Source organism: Devosia sp. GW821-FHT12F11, from assembly GCF_058806655.1.
Window position 1 is genome coordinate 958,522 of sequence record NZ_JBXAPX010000001.1, and the last position, 18,374, is coordinate 976,895.

At 65.8% G+C, this 18,374-nt stretch carries 18 protein-coding genes and 1 tRNA gene; 14 read left to right on the forward strand and 5 right to left on the reverse strand.

The genetic code is table 11. From position 1 onward, the window contains the following. The 6 genes from AC1ROK_RS04825 to AC1ROK_RS04850 all read left to right on the forward strand — a co-directional run bounded on the left by AC1ROK_RS04825 (window position 1) and on the right by AC1ROK_RS04850 (window position 6,284). Window positions 1-936, forward strand: coding sequence for an ABC transporter permease (locus tag AC1ROK_RS04825; protein WP_492844363.1), 936 nt, complete (start codon window positions 1-3; stop codon window positions 934-936). A 4-nt stretch (window positions 937-940) separates the two neighbouring features. Beyond that, window positions 941-1,975, forward strand: a complete 1,035-nt coding sequence (locus tag AC1ROK_RS04830; protein ID WP_492844365.1) for an ABC transporter ATP-binding protein — start codon at window positions 941-943, stop codon at window positions 1,973-1,975. Next, complete coding sequence (locus AC1ROK_RS04835; RefSeq protein ID WP_492844366.1) at window positions 1,959-2,999, forward strand: ABC transporter ATP-binding protein; 1,041 nt, start codon at window positions 1,959-1,961, stop codon at window positions 2,997-2,999. The genes AC1ROK_RS04830 and AC1ROK_RS04835 overlap by 17 nt, the downstream gene beginning before the upstream one ends. A 32-nt stretch (window positions 3,000-3,031) precedes the next feature. Then, window positions 3,032-3,958, forward strand: a complete 927-nt coding sequence (locus AC1ROK_RS04840) for a dihydrodipicolinate synthase family protein (protein ID WP_492844368.1) — start codon at window positions 3,032-3,034, stop codon at window positions 3,956-3,958. 243 nt (window positions 3,959-4,201) lie between these two features. Continuing rightward, window positions 4,202-5,104, forward strand: coding sequence for a hypothetical protein (locus AC1ROK_RS04845; protein ID WP_492844370.1), 903 nt, complete (start codon window positions 4,202-4,204; stop codon window positions 5,102-5,104). Between the two features lie 4 nt (window positions 5,105-5,108). Next, the gene (locus AC1ROK_RS04850) at window positions 5,109-6,284 is read left to right on the forward strand and encodes an alpha-hydroxy acid oxidase (protein WP_492844372.1); all 1,176 of its coding nucleotides are present in this window, start codon (window positions 5,109-5,111) and stop codon (window positions 6,282-6,284) included. A 180-nt stretch (window positions 6,285-6,464) separates the two neighbouring features. On the opposite strand, the gene AC1ROK_RS04855 is transcribed toward AC1ROK_RS04850, so the two are convergent. Both AC1ROK_RS04855 and AC1ROK_RS04860 read right to left on the reverse strand, forming a co-directional pair. Then, a complete protein-coding gene (locus AC1ROK_RS04855) occupies window positions 6,465-7,481 on the reverse strand; it encodes an amidohydrolase family protein (RefSeq protein WP_492844374.1) in 1,017 nt (338 codons plus the stop codon). 10 nt (window positions 7,482-7,491) lie between these two features. After that, complete coding sequence (locus tag AC1ROK_RS04860; RefSeq protein ID WP_492844375.1) at window positions 7,492-8,691, reverse strand: NAD(P)/FAD-dependent oxidoreductase; 1,200 nt, start codon at window positions 8,689-8,691, stop codon at window positions 7,492-7,494. An 85-nt stretch (window positions 8,692-8,776) separates the two neighbouring features. Here AC1ROK_RS04860 and AC1ROK_RS04865 point away from each other — a divergent pair, with 85 nt between their 5' ends. Together AC1ROK_RS04865 and AC1ROK_RS04870 are read left to right on the forward strand one after the other, a co-directional pair. Beyond that, entirely contained in the window at window positions 8,777-9,472 is a 696-nt protein-coding gene (locus tag AC1ROK_RS04865; RefSeq protein ID WP_492844377.1) for a hypothetical protein, read from the forward strand. Then, entirely contained in the window at window positions 9,469-10,419 is a 951-nt protein-coding gene (locus AC1ROK_RS04870; protein ID WP_492844379.1) for a dihydrodipicolinate synthase family protein, read from the forward strand. The genes AC1ROK_RS04865 and AC1ROK_RS04870 overlap by 4 nt, the downstream gene beginning before the upstream one ends. Before the next feature lie 195 nt (window positions 10,420-10,614). On the opposite strand, the gene AC1ROK_RS04875 is transcribed toward AC1ROK_RS04870, so the two are convergent. Then, window positions 10,615-11,628, reverse strand: coding sequence for a hypothetical protein (locus tag AC1ROK_RS04875; RefSeq protein ID WP_492844380.1), 1,014 nt, complete (start codon window positions 11,626-11,628; stop codon window positions 10,615-10,617). A 99-nt stretch (window positions 11,629-11,727) separates the two neighbouring features. Between AC1ROK_RS04875 and AC1ROK_RS04880 the strand changes: the two genes are divergently transcribed. From AC1ROK_RS04880 to AC1ROK_RS04890, 3 genes are read left to right on the forward strand one after another with little or no spacing between them, the layout of a single operon-like run. Next, window positions 11,728-13,032 (forward strand): aminotransferase class III-fold pyridoxal phosphate-dependent enzyme, encoded by a 1,305-nt coding sequence (locus AC1ROK_RS04880; RefSeq protein WP_492844382.1) that lies wholly within the window; start codon window positions 11,728-11,730, stop codon window positions 13,030-13,032. An 8-nt stretch (window positions 13,033-13,040) separates the two neighbouring features. Beyond that, a complete protein-coding gene (locus AC1ROK_RS04885; protein ID WP_492844384.1) occupies window positions 13,041-13,511 on the forward strand; it encodes an ureidoglycolate lyase in 471 nt (156 codons plus the stop codon). Between the two features lie 8 nt (window positions 13,512-13,519). Continuing rightward, complete coding sequence (locus AC1ROK_RS04890; RefSeq protein WP_492844386.1) at window positions 13,520-14,431, forward strand: aminotransferase class IV; 912 nt, start codon at window positions 13,520-13,522, stop codon at window positions 14,429-14,431. A gap of 591 nt (window positions 14,432-15,022) precedes the next feature. On the opposite strand, the gene AC1ROK_RS04895 is transcribed toward AC1ROK_RS04890, so the two are convergent. Then, window positions 15,023-15,107, reverse strand: a tRNA-Leu gene (locus AC1ROK_RS04895). 153 nt (window positions 15,108-15,260) lie between these two features. Here AC1ROK_RS04895 and AC1ROK_RS04900 point away from each other — a divergent pair. Next, window positions 15,261-16,223: a complex I NDUFA9 subunit family protein gene (locus AC1ROK_RS04900; RefSeq protein ID WP_492844388.1), complete on the forward strand. Its 963-nt coding sequence runs from the start codon at window positions 15,261-15,263 to the stop codon at window positions 16,221-16,223. A 201-nt stretch (window positions 16,224-16,424) separates the two neighbouring features. Here AC1ROK_RS04900 and AC1ROK_RS04905 read toward each other — a convergent pair whose 3' ends face one another. Further along, on the reverse strand, window positions 16,425-16,676 hold the full coding sequence (locus AC1ROK_RS04905) for a hypothetical protein (protein WP_492844390.1): 252 nt from the start codon (window positions 16,674-16,676) through the stop codon (window positions 16,425-16,427). Window positions 16,677-16,762: 86 nt separating this feature from the next. Between AC1ROK_RS04905 and AC1ROK_RS04910 the strand changes: the two genes are divergently transcribed. After that, entirely contained in the window at window positions 16,763-17,737 is a 975-nt protein-coding gene (locus AC1ROK_RS04910; RefSeq protein ID WP_492844392.1) for a helix-turn-helix transcriptional regulator, read from the forward strand. A 62-nt stretch (window positions 17,738-17,799) separates the two neighbouring features. Further along, window positions 17,800-18,366: a TetR/AcrR family transcriptional regulator gene (locus tag AC1ROK_RS04915; protein WP_492844394.1), complete on the forward strand. Its 567-nt coding sequence runs from the start codon at window positions 17,800-17,802 to the stop codon at window positions 18,364-18,366. Window positions 18,367-18,374 lie beyond the last annotated feature (8 nt).

The following is an 18,374-nucleotide window of genomic DNA, read 5'->3' on the forward strand; positions in this document are numbered from 1 at the left end:
ATGGCCCTCGCCGAAATCCCGCGCCGCCGCAACCGTTTCGACCGCCGCTTCGATCGCATCCGCGAACTCGAGGAGGCCGGCCGGCTGAAGCACCCCACCGGCAGCCGGCTGGTCCGCAAGTTCATCAGCAACCGGCTCGCGGTGATCGGGCTGGTGGTGTTCAGCGTCATTCTTCTCGCTTCGATCTTCGCGCCGCTGCTCACGCCTTGGGATCCGACCAAGATCAACCTCCGCGCCATGCTGCAGCCGCCCTCATGGGAGCATTGGCTCGGCACCGACAAGACCGGGCGCGACGTCTTCGCCCGCCTGCTCTATGGGGGCCGCATCTCGATCCTCGTCGGGCTCGGCAGCGCCGTGGTCTCGGCCATCATCGGGGTGATCGTCGGCTGCTATGCCGGCTATGTCGGCGGCTGGTTCGATGTCATCTGCATGCGCATCTCCGAGATCATCATGGCCTTCCCGGAGCTGATCCTGGTGCTGATGCTGGTCTCGATCCTCGGCCAGTCGCTCAGCAACATCATGATCATCTTCATCCTCGGCGGCTGGTGCGGCATTTACCGCCTCGCCCGCGCCAGCATGCTGTCGCTGCGCGAGGAAGAGTACGTGCAGGCACTGCGCAGCTTCGGGCTCAGTGTGCCGCTGATCTGCTTCAAGCACATCCTGCCCAACGCGCTCGGGCCGATCATGGTCAACATCACGCTGTCGACCGCCGCCTTCATCCTTGCCGAAGCCGGCCTCAGCTTCCTCGGGCTGGGCGTGCCGATGAACATCGCCACCTGGGGCAACATCCTCAATGTCGCGCAGGACCTCGGCGTGCTGCAGAACAACTGGTGGATCTGGCTGCCGGTCGGCACCACGATTTCGCTCTTCGTCCTGAGCGTCAACTTCATCGGCGACGGCTTGCGCGACGCCACCGACCCGACGCAGCAGGGCTGACATCATGACCACTACCACCCAGCTACCGGCCAACGACGTCGCACTCAGCGTGCGCGACCTGAAGACGTTCTTTTACACCAACAAACGCTGCAACAAGGCGGTGAACGGCGTCTCGTTCGAGATCAGGAAGGGCAAGACCCTTTGCATCGTCGGCGAGAGCGGCTGCGGCAAGTCGGTCACCGCTTCAGCGATCATGCAGTTGCTGCCGACGCTGTCGCGCATCGAGCAAGGCCAGATCGTCTACCACTCGGAGCGCGGCGACATCCGGCTCGATACGCTGGAGCGCAACGGCAAGGCCATGCGCTCGATCCGTGGCTCCGAAATCGCCATGATCTTCCAGGACCCGATGACGGCGCTGAACCCGGTGTTCACTATCGGCTTCCAGATCGCCGAGAACCTCCGCTACCACACCGCCATGCGCGGCCGGCAGCTGATGGACAAGGCCATCGACCTGCTGCGCTCGATGGGCATTCCGGCGCCGGAACGGCGGGTCGAGCAGTTCCCGCACCAGTTCTCGGGCGGCATGCGGCAGCGGGCCATGATCGCCATGGCGATGGCCTGCAACCCCAAGATACTGATCGCCGACGAGCCGACCACGGCGCTCGACGTCACCATCCAGGCGCAGATCTTCGAGCTGATGGCGACGCTGAAGCGCGAGCACGGCACCGCCATCATGCTGATCACCCACGACATGGGCGTGGTGGCCGAACTCGCTGACGATGTCGCCGTCATGTACATGGGCAACATCGTCGAGGCCGGCACCGTCGATGAAGTGCTGCGCCGCCCCAGCCACCCCTATACCCGCGCGCTGCTAGATTCCGTGCCGGTGCTGGGGCGCGGCAAGAACCAGGACATCCGCGCCATCCCGGGCTCGACCCCCGATCCGTTCAACCGCCCCAAGGGCTGCCAGTTCGCCGATCGCTGCGCCTACAAGCTCGACGCCTGCGAGACCGCGCTGCCGGCCGAGACCCACCTGTCCCCCACGCATCGCGTCATGTGCGTGCGCCACGAGGAGTTCGCCAATGGCGTCCGCAACTGAAGCGCAGCAGGAACCGGGCGACGTCATTCTCAGCCTCAAGGGCGTCAAGGCGCATTTCCCTGTTAAGGCCGGTGTGCTGCGCCGCACCGTGGCGCAGGTGAAGGCGGTCGATGGTGTCGATCTCGACATCTATCGCGGCGAAGTGCTGGGCCTCGTCGGCGAGAGCGGCTGTGGCAAGACCACTCTGGGCAAGACCATCCTGCAACTGGTGCGCGCCACCGAAGGCGAGATCACCTATTCGGGCGCCGAGGCGAGCGCCGATCTCACCAAGCTCAGCGACAAGGAACTGCACGCCTATCGCAAGCGGCTGCAGATCGTCTTCCAGGACCCGCATTCCTCGCTCAATCCGGCCTTCACCATCTTCGGCTCGCTCGAGGACCCGCTGACCAAGTACGGGGTGAAGACCCGCGAGGAGCGCCGCAAGATCATCGGCGACCTGCTCGAGGCGGTGAACATGCGCCGCGAGTATATGGACCGCTACCCGCACGAGTTCTCCGGCGGCCAGCGCCAGCGCATCGGCATCGCCCGGGCGCTCAGCGTCAACCCGGAGCTGATCGTCTGCGACGAGGCGGTGAGCGCGCTCGACGTGTCGATCCGCGCCCAGGTGCTGGAGCTGCTGATGCGGCTGAAGCGCGAGCGCAATCTCACCTATGTCTTCATCACCCACGACCTCAGCGTCACTGAGTTCATCTGCGACCGCGTCGCGGTGATGTATCTGGGCAAGATCGTCGAGCTCTGCCGCTCCGAGGATCTGTTCGAGCGCAAGCTCCACCCCTACACCCAGGCGCTGCTCTCGGCGATCCCGGTCGCCGACCTCGATCGGAAGAGCAATCGCGTGGTGCTCGAGGGTGATGTGCCGAGCCCGGTCAACCCGCCGTCGGGCTGCCCGTTCCACCCGCGCTGCCGCTTCCGGCAGGACGTCTGCAAGACCACCGTGCCGACGCTGAAGCGCTATTCCATCGACGGCCGTGACGATCACTACGCCGCCTGCCACCTCATCGACGCTCAAGAAGCCGCGGCCTGATCGCCCGGCCCCAGCCCCCAACGGAGCCCCAAATGCCCGCCTTCGACATAACGTCCATCACCGGCGTCCTTCCGGCGATGGTGACCCCGTTCGATGAGCACGAGAAGCTCGACGAGAAGCGCCTGCGCGCCGTCGTCAACTTCCTCATCGAGCGCAAGGTCGAGGGGCTCTACATTACCGGCTCGACCGGCGAGTCCTTCCTGATGTCGCCCGACGAGCGCAAGCGCGTCGTCGAAGTGACGATGGAGGAGAACCGTGGTCGCGTGCCGGTGATTGCCCATATCGGCGCCATCAGCACCTTCCACTCGATCGACCTGGCGCAGCACGCCGAGCAGGCCGGCGTCGACGCCATCTCCTCGGTGCCGCCGATCTACTGGGGCTTTTCCGCCGACCAGATCCACGGCTATTACGTCGACATCACCCGTTCGACCAAGCTGCCGATGATCGCCTACAACGTGCCGATGGCGGCGCTCGGCTTCGACATGATCAAGCGGCTCTCGTCGATCGATGGCGTCGCCGGGGTGAAGTACACCGCCACCACGCATCACGACATCATCCGCATCAAGCAGGAGATCGGGCAGGATTTCATCGTCTATTCCGGCGCCGACGAGATGGCGATGTCGGGCCTGAGCTTCGGCGCTGACGGGATCATCGGCTCGTTCTACAACTCGATGCCCGAGATCTGGATTGCGCTGCGCGATGCGGTGGCGGCCGGCAATCTCGCCGAGGCCAAGCGCCTGCAGGAGATCGGCAATGCCGTGATCTTCTTCTCATTGAGCCGTGGCGGCATCCCCTCGATCAAGCGCGCCATGGCCTGGATGGGGTGCGACGCCGGCTATACGCGCAGCCCTCTCGGCGGCTTCATCGACCAGGCGGCCGATGAAAAGCTCAAGGCCGAGTTCCGCGGGCTGCGCGATGAGCGGAAGCTCGAGGGCGTCGCGTTTCTGAATGCGCTCTGAGAGGAAGGCTGGCGCGTATCGCGGCGACGCGGCCGATGGGCCGGTGTGCACAGAGCACCCCCACCCCTGTCCCCTCCCCGTAAGGGGGAGGGAGACGCTCCCACCGGCGCCAGTGTTCTGGTCTCCTCCCCCCTTGCGGGGGAGGGACAGGGTGGGGGGTACTCTTTCCGCGCCGAGCTATCCCCACGCCTCTACTGTTGGCGAGAGAGGTCGCGACGCAGTCGCGGGTGAGGGGGCCTTCTGATGACTCTGCGCACCGTCCTCACCCTCAACAGTGACCGCTCGGTCCGCAGCGGCAGCACCACCGACCTGGTGGACGCCATTCGGCGCGGGGCGGATCTCCGCATCGGCACGGCGTTCCGCCACAACGAACACATCGACACCAGCTCTTCCAGCAACGAGCTGATCGAGGAGGTGGCCGAGTTCCGCCAGACCTGGCTGCTCGACGACCGCTGGGCGGCGGGCATCATGACGCTGCGCATGCCGGTCGAACTCCCCGAAGGCTTCGGTCCGCGGCCCTCGATGTCGTTCTTCCTCTACAATCAGGACGGCACGCAGGCGATCGCCCGGCCCTATCTCGATGGCCAGCCGGCGACGGGAACGCGTGGGCCCTCGCCGCTCGACGACATGTCCGACATGCCGCGCTACCACCAGTTCGACAATTTCGACGCCGGCACCAACGCCCCATCGAGCAACTTCGTCTACGATTTCGACAGCTACCGCTTCATGGTCAACGACCGCTGGCGCGAGGTATTGGCGCACGATCACGAGGGACGGCCGGTTTCCGGCTCGGTCGAGGCGCTCAACGAGGCGTTCCTCCGCGGCTCGCCGGTGAAGGTGGCGATCAGCAAGTTCGGCGTCGGGCTGGTGCCGCCGGGCGAGACCGCGCCCGAGCACGAAGCCTTCATCCACTGCGGCTCCTGCTACTATTACACCGACAGGAAACTCTTCATCACCGGTACCCACCCGGCGGTTCGCATCAAGCCGGCCATCCCGCTACGCTACGAGTCGGGCGGCTGGGATTTCTGCTGGCTGGTGGCGCGCACCGATGGCCAGGTCGAGCGCTGGCGCTGCGATCCGCACACCCTCGCCTTCGATCGCAGCACGCATCGCTACGACATGCGCTGGTTCGTCTCGGGAGAGTGAGAACATGCGTCTCGACCGGTTGCTGACCGTCGACGACTTCAAGCGCGTGGCCGAGCGCCGCGTCCCGAAAATGTTCTTCCAGTACGCCGATTCCGGCGCCTACACCGAGCAGAGCTACCGCGAGAACAGCTCCGACTTCAGCAGGATCCGCCTCGAGCAGCGCGTCGGCCGCGACATTTCCAGCCGCAGCCTTTCGACCACCATGCTCGGCCAGCCGCTGTCGTTGCCGCTCGGCCTCGCCCCCACCGGCGCCGCCGGCATGCAGGTGGCCGATGGCGAGATCAAAGCCGCCCGCGCTGCTGAGAAGGCCGGCATCCCCTTTACCCTCTCAACCGTCTCGATCTGCTCGATCGAGGACGTCGCCGCGGCCACCAGCCGCCCGTTCTGGTTCCAGCTCTACGTGCGCAAGGACCGGGCCTTCACCGAGCGGCTGATCGACCGGGCCCGCGCCGCCAACTGCGCTGCCCTCGTCGTTACCGTCGATTGCCAGCACTATGGCCAGCGCCACAAGGACGTCCGCAACGGGCTCACCGTGCCCTTGAGGTTCACTCCGAAATTCGTCGCCGAGTTGGCGCTGAAGCCGGCCTGGGCGTTGGCCATGCTCGGCACGCCACGCCGCAGTTTTGGCAATTTCGCCGGCCACGTCCCCGGCGCCACTACCGTCGCCGAGCTGGCGCAGTGGATGGCGCAGCAGGACGACCTGACGCTCAACTGGCAGGATCTTGGCTGGATCAAGCGCCGCTTCGGCGGGCCGCTGGTGGTGAAGGGGATCCTCCACGCCGACGATGCCCGCGCCGCGGTCTCCCATGGCGCCGACGCCATCGTCGTCTCCAACCATGGCGGCCGCCAGCTCGACGGCGCCCCGTCCTCGATCCGCGTGCTGCCGCGCATCGTCGATGCGGTCGGCGGTAACTGCGAGATCTACCTCGATAGCGGCATCCGCTCCGGCCACGACATGCTGAAAGCCGTGGCGCTCGGTGCCCGCGCCGTGTTCATCGGCCGCCCTATGCTCTACGGCCTGGGCGTCGCCGGCGAAGCCGGCGTCACCCGGGTCATCGACATCATGAGAGCCGAAGCCGACAGCGCGCTGGGGCTGATGGGCGAGACCGACGTGACGCAGCTGGGGGCGCACAATATCGAGTCGAATGATCTGGTGCAGCCAAGCTCCCCTCCCCCCTGAGGGGAGGGGCTGGGGGTGGGGGTGGTGAGGTGGCCACGGTGTTGACTTCACCACCCCCTCCCTCAATCCCTCCCCTCAAGGGGGAGGGAAGCGACGACTGAGAGAGGGCGGTCAACTAACTCCGGCGGCGTCGGTAATCCTCCCCCGCCACGCGGGGGAGGATCAGGAGAGGCCCGTGCCTCAGAGCTTCACCGAATCCACCAACCCCCGTGCCGTCCTATAGAACAGCGCCTCGCGCTGCGCCGGGCTCAACCCGATCTGCCGCGCCCCGCGCTTCATCGCCCGCAACTGCTCATAGCGGATATAGGTCATCCGTCCGTCGCAGTGGCTGAGGCCCATCGAGTGGTTGGTCGGCGACAAATAGGCCCAGGCTCGGCCATAGGTGATGTACTTGCCGCGCATCGGCCCAATCATATCGTCCGAGCCATACATCACCCGCTCCACGCCGACCCCGGTATAGAGCGCATCGAGCGCATCGGAATCGCACACCGTCGAGGTGTCGTACCAGACGTTTGGCAGGCCCCTGAGCAGCGCCGCCGCCTTCTCGATCGCCCAGGCGGAATAGCTGCGCGCGCAATGCGCCAGCACCCATTTGGCGCCGGGGTACTTTTCGCTGAGCCGCACCATGTCGTCGATGTTCTCGGGGTCGGCGATGGCGTCGCGCTTGCCCAGGTGCATCATAATGATCAGCCCCAGCCGGTCGGCGACGGCGATCTGTGCCTCGGGCAGCATGTCGGTGATGCGGCACTGCACCGGGTCGGCGGCATAGAACCGATAGGGCTTGAGCCCGATCAGTCCGGTGCGCCGGATCTCGGCCTCGACCTCGGCGGCGCTCATTCCCGGGTGCACCAGCATCAGCCCGCGCGAGCGGCCGCCACCCTTCGCCACCTCGGCGGCGACATAGCTGTTGGAACCCTCGAAATCGCAGGGGTTGGGGAAGGGGAACGGGAAGGACAGCCGCTCGATCTGCCGTCCCGGAAACAGCGTGGCATCCACCTCGTCGGCCAGCTCCCAGGTGACCTCGGGAAAGTATGCGCCGATGCTGCTGGCAAATGGCCCGGTGAGCCGGTTCGGGTCGAGATCGAAGGCCCAGCGATAGATATGGGTGTGGACGTCGAACACCCTCTGGGGGACGAAATCGGCGAGCTCGTCCTCCCAGATCTGCCGGTCAAGGTCGGTCGGTTCGAGATCGCGCATAGCTGGTTTCCTAATGCCGCCGGCGGGCGGCGTTGCGTTGTGGCACGGTGGAAGCGAGGTAGTCGGCCGTCTCCGCCGCGGAGAACCGGTCGGGCGAGAAGGCGGTGAGATCGATCGAGGTTTTGCCCTTGGCCACGAACTCGGCGAGGTAGAAGCCCGAGGCCGGGTTGTAGCTGAAGCCGCCCGAATGGAAGCACACCCCGGCATAGAGGTTTTCGACCCGGCCGAACGGCCCGATGATCGGCTCGCCATCCATCGAGAACGACAAGAGCCCGACCTTGCGGGTTTCCCACTCGGCTTCGGCGAGCGCCGGCACGAAATCGCCGAACCGTTCGAGCACATCGGGCAGGACCCGCGGATCGTCTTCGATCTCAGTCAGCTGGAAGCCGAAATCGCGCACCTTCCAGTCATCGCGATCCGGCGTTTCGGCGCCGATCAGCACGCGGTTGCCATCGGCCGGGCGGACATAACCGAGATAGGGGTCGGCGTTGACCGGCGGAATCTGGAGCTGCGCCCGCAGGGGCTTCGACACATAGCGCTGGTGGACGAATGTCTTGGCCGGAATGGCGATACCTGATGTCGCCAGCAGCGGCAGGATCCAGGCATAATTGGTGACCACCACTGCATCGGCGTCGAGCACACCGGTATCGGTGCGCACCCCGGTGACCCGGTCGCCCGCGGTCAGCAGTTCATGCACAACGCAGTTCTCGACCAGTTTCACCCCGAGCGATTTCACTCGCGCCGTCAGCGCCGGCAGATAGGCGTCCGGCTCGCTGTAACCGCCCAAGGGGTCGAGCAACCCGGTCTGGTCGGCCCGGGGGTTGAGCTGCGGCCAGCGCCGCCGCATCTCCTGGGGCGAGAGGATCTGGTAGGGCACATCGTATTCGTCATAGAGCGGCAGCAGCGCCTCGCGCGCCGGCCATAGCTCGGGGCTGAACAGCCCCAGGCACCCATGCTCGTTGTGGAAGCTGTAGCCGTCGAACTCCGAGCTGAACTGCCGGAAGAACCTGAGCGCCGTCTTCCTGGCCAGCACCCCGGTCTTCGACCAGAGGAGCCCGGTGGAGATGCCCGCGGCGCGGCTGCTCGAGCCGGCGCCGACACGGTCCTTTTCCAGCAGCGTCACCTCGCCATAGCCCATCCGCTTCAGGTGGTAGGCGGTGGAGAGCCCGGTGACCCCCGCGCCGACAATGATCGCATGCTTGCCCGTCAACTCGATCCCCCCGATCGTCCACTTGACACTGCTGCAGATGTTATAATGATAAGATAATATTGCGGGCAAGGGGCGAGGGGGTGCCATGACGACGTATGTCGAGGATTTCGATGACGGGCCGGGCGGTTGGATGCGTGTGGTCGACAATTTCGCCCCGCCCGCCGCGCTGCCGATCCGGAACGGCGTGGTGCGCTGCCAGGGGCCCTGGTGGGTCGATTACAACCACGCGCCGCCCGGCGGCGGCTACCTGCAGCTCTTGATGTGCATGGTGACCCATGGCCCCTCGGGCGAGTCTGTGCGCGAGGTCTCGGGCGCCAACCGCTTCACCGGCGGCAAATTCCCCACCGATTTCACCAATGCCAGGATCACCCTGCGCACCCGCGGTGAGCTCGAAGCCGCCGGCACGAAACTGTCGCTGCTGATCCAGGGCTCGCAGGACGGGATCGTTTCGGGCTGGGTGCTGACCGGCCAGACCTTTGCAGTGAACCCGGAATGGACCGAGACCACCGTCACCGCCGTGCCTGACGAGAGCCAATGGACCAGCATCGGCTCGCGTCACGATCGCACCGACACCTATGGCGAGAAGCCGCTGCTCGATATCCTCGCCAAGGTGAACGTCAACATCCACATCATCATGTTCCCGGTGCAACCCCGGCCGATGGGCGAGATCGGCGGCGATCCGCATCGGCTGCGCGCCGGCCGCGACTACCCGATCTGGCCCTCCAGCATCGCCCAGGGCTATGTCGAGGTCGACCGCGTGCAGATCGATTTCGCGTCATGAGCCGCTATCCCCGCACCGTGCTCGGGACGGTCTGCCTGCCCTGGCGCGATGATGGCACGCTCGATGAGCCGCTGTTCCGCCGCACCATCCAAACTCTCGTCAGCGCGGGGCTGCCCGATCTCTACATCTTCGGCACGGCCGGGGAGGGCTATGCGGTCACCGACGGCATGTTCCGGCGGGTCGCCGCGATCTTTGCCGAGACCATGCGGGAGGTCGGCGGCGCCGCGCCGATGGTCGGCATCGTCAGCCAGTCGCTTGCCACCATGCTCGAGCGCATCGCGTACTGCCGCACCCTCGGTATCGATAGTTTTCAGATCTCGCTGCCCAACTGGTCGGTGGTGACCGATACCGAACTGCGCCGGGTGTTCGCCGAGCTCTGCGGCGGTTTCCCCGAGGCGAAATTCCTCCACTACAACCTGATGCGCTCGGGGCGCCTGGTCTCACCGCGGCTCTATGCCGAGCTCGCCGACGCCCACCCCAATCTCGTCGCCTCCAAATATGGCGGCGGCGATCCGTTCCTGATCTCCGGCCTCATGAAGCACGCGCCGCAGCTGCGCCATTTCCTCACCGAGCAGGGCTACTATATCGGCGCGCCCTTGGGGGCATGCGGGCTCCTGACCTCGATCTCGTCGAGCCACCCCGCACGCGCTTTCGAGTATCTCAATGCCGGCGCCACCGGCGATTGGCCGCGCTTCGCTGCCCTCTACCGCGAACTTTGCGGCGTGCTGCACGCATTGCTCGACAGCGCCGGCGGCAGTTTTGTCGACGGCGCCTACGACAAGACTATCTTGAAGCTCAGCGAACCGGATTTCCCGCTGAAGCTGCTGCCGCCGTACGAGACAGTGGGGGACGCGGTGTTCGAGGCGTATCGGGCGCGGCTGGCGGCTGAGTTCCCGGAGTGGTTGCCGGGTGGCCCTGGCGGTGCAGCTATTGCCTTCCCCCCTTGAGGGAGAAGGTGCCCGAAGGGCGGATGAGGGGTATCTCTCCGCGTACTGGATCGCCGCTCGCTTCGCTCGGAGCGCTACACTTCGTTGCGCGTACCCCTCATCCGGCGCTGCGCGCCACCTCGCGGCGAGGGCTACGCCCTCGTCCGCTGACCTCAAGGGGAGAAGGCAAGCCGGTGGCGTGTAGTGGTCCGGCTCCTACCCACTGATCGCGCTGGCAATCCGCCACACGCCATGCGCGTCGCAGCAGGCGTAGTACATGCGGTAGCGGCCATCGCCCAACTCGATCAGCGACATGTCCTCGGCATGCACTGCGTCGATCTCCTCGCCGCCATAGCCATCGCCTTCGATGACGACCCCGCTGCGCCGCCAATCCAGCCCATCCTCTGACTCCGCCATAAGGATGCGCGAGCGATAGCCGGACATATCGGCGGCGATCGAGGCTGCGGCGAAATCCGCGCTCGAGCCGCGCGCCACCGCTTCAGCATCGAGGCTCGGATGCACCGGCGGAGTGACCCCAGGCGGCAGGTCCTGCCAGGCCGAATAGAGCATCGTCCACTTTTCGCTCAGTGCCCGCGGCGCGATCACCTCAGCCGCGGTGATCCCGGCGCTGTCGAGCCCATCCATGCGGTCGCGCATCCGATAGCCGGGCTCGAACGTGAAGCTCAGCCCGTCGCGCGTCACCGCACTCACCACCGGCGTGCCGACCCGCTTGCCATCGGCGTACTCCGCCCGGAACACGTACACCCGCCCGCCGCTGTCACCGAGCGGCAGAAAGCGCGGCGCGCCGACCCCGCCATCGAGCCGGACGCTCGGCTCCACGGTCCAGTTCAACTGGTCGTCGGAAATCGCGCTGCCGATCACCGTCGGCCGGTCGGCCCGGCCGCGGCCCTCGAAATACATCCGCCAACGGCCATCCGGCAGTGGCGTCAGGCTCGGCGCCAGCACCCGCAGCGCCATGTGCGCCAAGGCCGGGCCGGGCGCCACGCGAATGCCCGGCTCCGGCTCGAACCGCAGCCCGTCCCGCGATACCGCACTGAGGATGTAACCCTGGCAATCGGCGAAGGGTTTGCCCGGTCCGACCGCTGTATAGAACAGCCGATAGCCGCCCTCCGGTGCGCGCACGATGCACGGCGCCTGCACCTTGGAACGATCGAGCTCGCGGCTGCCTTCGATCCGCGCGCCGGCTTCCTTCCGCCAGTTTATCTGCATGCAGTATCAGGCTCTTCCTTGACGGCTAATAGGTTATTCTCATAACAATATAGCATTCACGTCAATGCTCGCCGCAGCGGGCTAAAAGGGGGAGACGGAATGGGCAAGGGGCAGGACCTTTGGAAGACGGCGAAGACCGTCATACCTGGCGGCAATATGTTGCTGTCGAAGCGCCCCGAAATGTTCCTCCCCGAACAGTGGCCGGCCTATTTCTCCAGGGCCGCCGGCTGTCGCGTCTGGGATCTAGACGGGCGCGAATATATCGACATGTCGATCATGGGCATCGGCTGCAACACGCTGGGTTATGGCCGGCCGGAAGTCGATGACGCCGTCAAGCGTACCGTTGACCTCGGCAACATGGCGACCCTCAACGCCCCCGAGGAAGTCGAGCTGGCGCAGCGGATGATCGCGCTGCATCCCTGGGCCGACATGGCCCGTTTCGCCCGGTCCGGCGGCGAGGCCAACGCCATCTCCATCCGCATCGCCCGCGCCGCTTCCGGCAAGGACGGGGTGGCGCTTTGCGGCTATCACGGCTGGCACGACTGGTATCTCGCCAGCAACCTCGGCGATGAAAGCAAGCTCGCCGGGCACCTCCTGCCGGGGCTCAGCCCCCATGGCGTGCCCAGGTCGCTGCGCGGCTCGGTGTTCACCTTCAACTACAACAAGCTCGATGAGCTCGAGGCGCTGATCCGCAAAGAAGAGATCGGCGTCATCAAGATGGAAGTGTCGCGCAACTACGACCCCGACCCGGGGTTCCTCGTCAGCGTCAGGAAGCTTGCCGACCAGCACAACATCATCCTGATCTTCGACGAGTGCACTTCCGGTTTCCGCCAGGCGTTTGGCGGGTTGCACAAGGTCTATGGCGTCGATCCCGATATGGCGGTGTTCGGCAAGGCGCTCGGCAACGGCTATGCCGTCACCGGCGTCATCGGCAAACGCGACATCATGGAAGCAGCGCAGAACACCTTCATTTCCTCGACCTTCTGGACCGAGCGCATCGGCTCGGTGGCGGCGCTCGCCACCCTCGACGTGATGGAAAAGGAACAGTCCTGGCAGAAGATCACCGATACCGGCCGCGCCATCACCGCGCGCTGGCAGGCGCTGGGCCAGAAATACGACCTGCCGCTCAGCACCGCGGGGGTGCCGGCGCTTACCGGCTTCAGCATCAAGTCGCCCAACGGCCTTGCCTACAAGACCCTGATCACCCAGGAGATGCTGGCCGCCGGCTACCTTGCCGCCACCAGCGTCTATACCTGCATCGAGCACACGCCCGAGATCGTCGACGGCTACTTCGCCGCGCTCGAGCCGATCTTCAAAACCATCCGCGAATGCGAGGATGGCCGCGACGTCAAAGCGCTGCTCAAGGGCCCCGTCGCCCATAGCGGTTTCACCCGGCTCAACTGAGATCCTGCATGTCCCTCCCGCCGCTCGCCTCCGCCGACCTCGCTCCCTTTGCCACGCTCGTCCGCGCCGAGGGCGGCAAGTTCACCACCATCCCTGCCGTGCTGGAACCGGGGGACGTGCCCGGCCAGCACGCCTTTGCCGTGCTCTGCCCGCAGCCGGTCGACCCCAAGGCGATCAGTATCACCTTCCTCGAGCGCCATCCGCATTCGACCCAGACCTTCGTGCCGCTCAAGGTCGGCCGCTGGATCGTGCTGCTCGCCCCGACGCTCGCTGACGGGTCGCCCGACCTCGCCAATATCCGCGCCTTCCTCGCTGGTCCTGAGGATGCCGTCTGCATCCATCGCGACGTCTGGCATGCCGGGCTCACCGTGCTCGATCGGCCGGCCGAGGTGGGGATGATGATGTGGCGCTCCGAGGCCGGCCCGACGGCCGACGGCGTCGTCTTCGAACTCGAGGCTCCCATCGTTCTCAGCGTGTGAGGCACGTGATGACGCGACTGGTCTATATCTCGGGCGAACTGGTGCCCGAACACGAAGCGCGGATCTCCATCTTCGACAGCGCCATCATGCTGGGCGATACGATGACGGAATCGACCCGCACCTTCCGCCACGTCCCGTTCAAGCTCGATGAGCATATCGAGCGGCTCTACCAGTCGCTGAAGCTGACGCGCATCGATCCGCAGCTGAGCCCCGCCGAAATGAAGCGGGTAACGCTCGAGGTGTTCGAGGCCAACCGGCCGAACTACGCCCCGCATGAGGACGCCTGGATCGTCCACAACATCTCGCGCGGCCTGTCGGTTGCCGGCGCCGATCCGACCAAGCAACTGGGCGCCGCCACGGTGATGATCTTCACCCAGCCGATGAACCTCTTGCCCTGGGTGGATTTCTATTCGAAGGGCTGCCACGGCGTCACCCCGATGAGCCGCATGGTGCCGAGCCAGTCGCTCGACCCCCGCATCAAGAACCGCAGCCGCCTCGCCTACACGCTGGCCGAGATGGAAGCCAAGCTGGTCGACCCCCAGGCGCAAAGTGTCATCCTCGACCTCGATGGCCACGTCGCCGAGAACAAGGGCGGCAACATCTTCTGTGTCACCAAGGGCGTGCTTCGCACCCCCTCCACCGTCAACTGCCTCGCCGGCGTAAGCCGCGCCACGGCGCTCGAACTGGCGAAGGGGCTGGGCATCCCGACCGAGGAAACCAGCCTTTTGCCTTACGACCTCGCGACGGCAGACGAGATGTTTTTCACCTCGACGCCCTACTGCATCATGCCGGCGACGAAGTTCAACGGCCTGCCGGTGGGGGATGGGAAGGTGGGGCCGGTGACCAAGCGGCTGCTGGGGGCATGGAGCGAGTTGGTGGGATTGGACATTGTCGGGCAGGCTGAGGCGCAGCGGGGGTAGGGGCGCGAACTATTGGATTGCCACGCGTGGATAGCCCGTTGATCCTAGTTGGGGATGAGGGCCAGCAGATCGTCGGGCACGACGGCTCCCCCCTCGTGTGGAAAGTGACGAATGTCCACCTCTCCGTTGGGGCCGTAGTACTCATACTCCGTGGCGCTGACCTCAATCTCCACCTGTCCAAGTAGGCTGCTTGACCACACTAGGCAGATGGTAGGCCAGTAGCCGCGCGCCATCTCGTCGGGTTGGCGTGCGGAAGCCCCACGTCTTGCTAGCAAACCCCGGGTCGCTGCAACAGCGCCGCTTGATAAGTCGGGATACTGGTCGACAAGCTTCACCAGACGGTTTTCCCAGTCACTCTGGAACATAGTGCGTCCTTCGAATTGCCGGGTGACAATGGTGATGCCAACGGCTCATCCAAGTCTAGTGCGCGTAGATAGCGTCGGCGCAAGGCTCATGGACGACGTACGCTGGTGCATCCGGCGGCTATCGCAACGCTGACGCCCTGTGACGGCTTCTTGACCTGCTCCCAACGGTTGCGAAAACCCAACAAAACAAAAGGCCTCCCGTGAGGGAGGCCTTTGCGTTTGCCATTGGTGCCCTGGAGAAGACTCGAACTTCCACGTCTTTCGACACACGGACCTGAACCGTGCGCGTCTACCAATTCCGCCACCAGGGCAATCCGATGGGCGCCGTTCACTAGGTGACTGGGAGGGGGCTGTCAACTCGCTTTCTTGCCCGACCACACCTCGTCCACTCGACACGTCGTGGCGTGCAGGCTAGAAGCGGCAAAACCCTAGCCCGATTGCCTTGCCCGGAGCCGCCTCAAGCCATGGAAACCACCTCGAACCTGGTCACCATTTTCGGCGGCGCCGGTTTTGTCGGGACTCAGGTGGTGCAGCTGCTGGCCCGTCGCGGCTATCGCATCCGCGTCGCGGTGCGCCGCCCCGATCTCGCCGGCCACGTCCGGCCGCTCGGCGCCGTCGGGCAGGTGATGCCGATCCAGGCCAATATCCGCAATCGCGAATCGGTGGAGCGCGCCATCCGCGGCGCGGGCGTCGTCATCAACCTCGTCGGCATCGGCCACGAGAGCGGCAAGCAGCGCTTCCGTGCCGTGCATGCCATGGGCGCCAAGAACGTTGCCGAGGCCGCCAAGGCGCTCGGCGTCAAGGAATTGGTGCATGTCTCGGCGCTCGGCGCCGACACGCAGGCGCCGAGCGGCTATGCCCGCTCCAAGGCGCTGGGCGAAACCGAAGTGCTCGCTGCCTTCCCGTCGGCGGTGGTGATCCGCCCATCGATCGTCTTCGGGCCGGGCGATGGCTTCTTCAACCGCTACGGCATGTTGGCCCGCATGCTGCCGGTGCTGCCGGTGATCGGCGCGAAGTCGCGGCTGCAGCCGATCTATGTCGGCGACCTCGCCGAGGCGATCTGCCGCGCGGCCGAGGGCCAGGTGAAGGGCGGCAAGATCTACGAGCTCGGCGGCCCGGAGGTTGCGACTCACAAGGAGCTGGTGGCGCGTGTGCTGACCGACACGCAGCGCACCAACCTGTTGCTGCCGCTGCCGGCTGGGCTGGCCAAGCTCATGGCGCTGCCGCTGTCGCTGTTGCCTTCGCCGCTCATCACTGGCGACCAGGTCGACCAGCTGCAGGCCGACAACGTGGTGTCGGATGCGGCCAAGCACGAAAAGCGCACCCTTGCCGCCTTCGACATCGCGCCCACGGCGATGGACGCGATTCTGCCGAGCTATCTGTGGCGCTTCATGAAGAACGGCCAGTTCGACCGCCAGACGGCGTAGCTCCAAGGTCTAGCCCAAAGGCCGGTGCGGGAAGATACCCCCCACCCTGTCCCTCCCCCGCAAGGGGGGAGGTGACCTGCGCTCACACGTCTTCGTCTCTCACCGACCGTGGTTTTGGCGTCTCCCTCCCCCTTGCGGGGAGGGGACAGGGGAGGGGGTATCTTTGGAACTCGATGCTGGCCCGCTGCTCGATGCCACCCCTCATCGCCCATCCGGCGGTATGCCGATATCCCTCAGCAGATGCGGCGACAGCTGGTCGAGATGGGTGCGGCGCGGACGGCTGAGGGTGCGCTTCAGCATGGTGTTGGCATAGCGCCTGAGCACCAGGGTGCGGAACCACGCTCCAAAACCCTGCGCCGGCAGGTCGGCGCGCAACACGTTGATGCTGGCCACCGCCTGCCGCAGCTCCGCCGCGTCGCGAGCCCGCTCGCTCTTCACCTGCTCGAAAGCCATTTCGCGTCTCCTCGAATCTTCACGAAACGACTCTATGCCGCTAAGACTGACACCCGCTGTCAGGGTTGCTGGTGTAGAGAGGAATAATGCGTGCCAGTCGCCTCCTCACCATTCTGATGATCCTCCAGACCCGGGGGCGGACCAGTGCCGAGTCGCTGGCCGAGGAACTCGAGGTCTCGGTCCGCACGGTCTATCGCGACATCGACCAGCTCAGCGCCGCCGGCGTACCGGTCTATGCCGAGACCGGCCGCAATGGCGGCTTCGCGTTGCTCGATGGCTGGAAGACCCGGCTCAACGGCCTGACCGCGCCCGAAGCCCGGGCGCTGTTCTTTTCCGGGCTGCCTGGCCCCGCCGGTGAACTCGGGCTCGGCGAGGAAGCCGCGCAGGCCGAGCTGAAACTGCTCGCGGCGCTGCCATCCGACTGGCAGGCCGAGGCGCGGCGGATGAGCTCGCGTTTTCATCTCGATCCGCGCGGCTGGTTCCAGCCCGGCTACAAGCCCGAATTCCTGAAGCTGGTCGCCGAGGCGGTGTGGAGCGAAACCCGCATCGCCATCCGCTACGAGAGCTGGAAGGACGTGAAGGATCGGGTGATCGAGCCACTCGGCCTCGTGCTGAAGGGCGGCGTCTGGTACGTCGTGGCGCAGCGCGACGGCAACATTCGCACCTACCGGCTGTCGCAGATCCAGGCGCTCGGCCCCACCGGCCAGACTTTCACCCGGCCCAAGGATTTTGACCTGCCCTCGCACTGGCAGGAAGCCACCAAGCAGTTCGAGCGCGATATCTATGTCGGCACCGCCCATGTGCGTGCCACCGCGACAGGGTTGCGCAAGCTCCGGGACCTGAGCGACACGGTGCGCCGCGCCGTCGAGGCGCTGGTGCTGACGCCGGATGCCGAAGGTTGGTGTGAGTTCGAGGTGCCGATCGAGGAAGTCGGCTGGGCCAGCCACGAGTTCACCAAGATCGGCGACGAAGTCGAAGTGCTGGGGCCGCCTGAACTGCGCAGCCGGGTGGTCAAGAACATCGAAAAGATGGCGCGGCGCTACGGCGTCAAGACAGTGTGATCGGCGCCTTCGCTCGAGCATGAGACTGGCAAGTAACCGCCACGCCGGTTATCAATCGCCGCATGCCACGCCCCAAGCTCGTCTCCGACGATCAGGTTCTCGATGCCACCCACGCCGTCATGCTGCGGCTCGGGCCGGAGCGCTTCACCCTTTCCGATGTGGCCGAGGCGGTGGGGCTGAGCCGTGCCGCGCTGATCCAGCGCTTCACCGACAAGCGCACACTGCATCTGAAGACCCTGGAGCGCTCGACCCAGGAGGTGCGCGACTATTTCGCGGCCGCACCCAGGGAGCAGGGCCTGATCCCGCTCTGGGCCATGCTGCGCGACCTGATCAGCGGCATGGGTTCGGGCGAAGGCTTTGCCGGCTACCTGCTGCTCGCCTGGGGCGACGTCAACGATCCCGGCCTGAATGCCCTGGCGCGCGAACGCAACCAGCTGGTGCGGGCGGCCATAGTCGAGCGGCTGCCGGAGACGCCGGATCGGGCCGAGTCGGCGGCGCTGATCCAGATGGTGATCCAGGGCGCCTGCATGCTCTGGCTGGTCGAGCCGCAGGGGACACTCGCCGGCTACACCGAGGCCGAGACACGCAAGGTGATCGAGCGGCTCTATCCGGGCGAGCGGCTGGAGTAGGGCCGCCG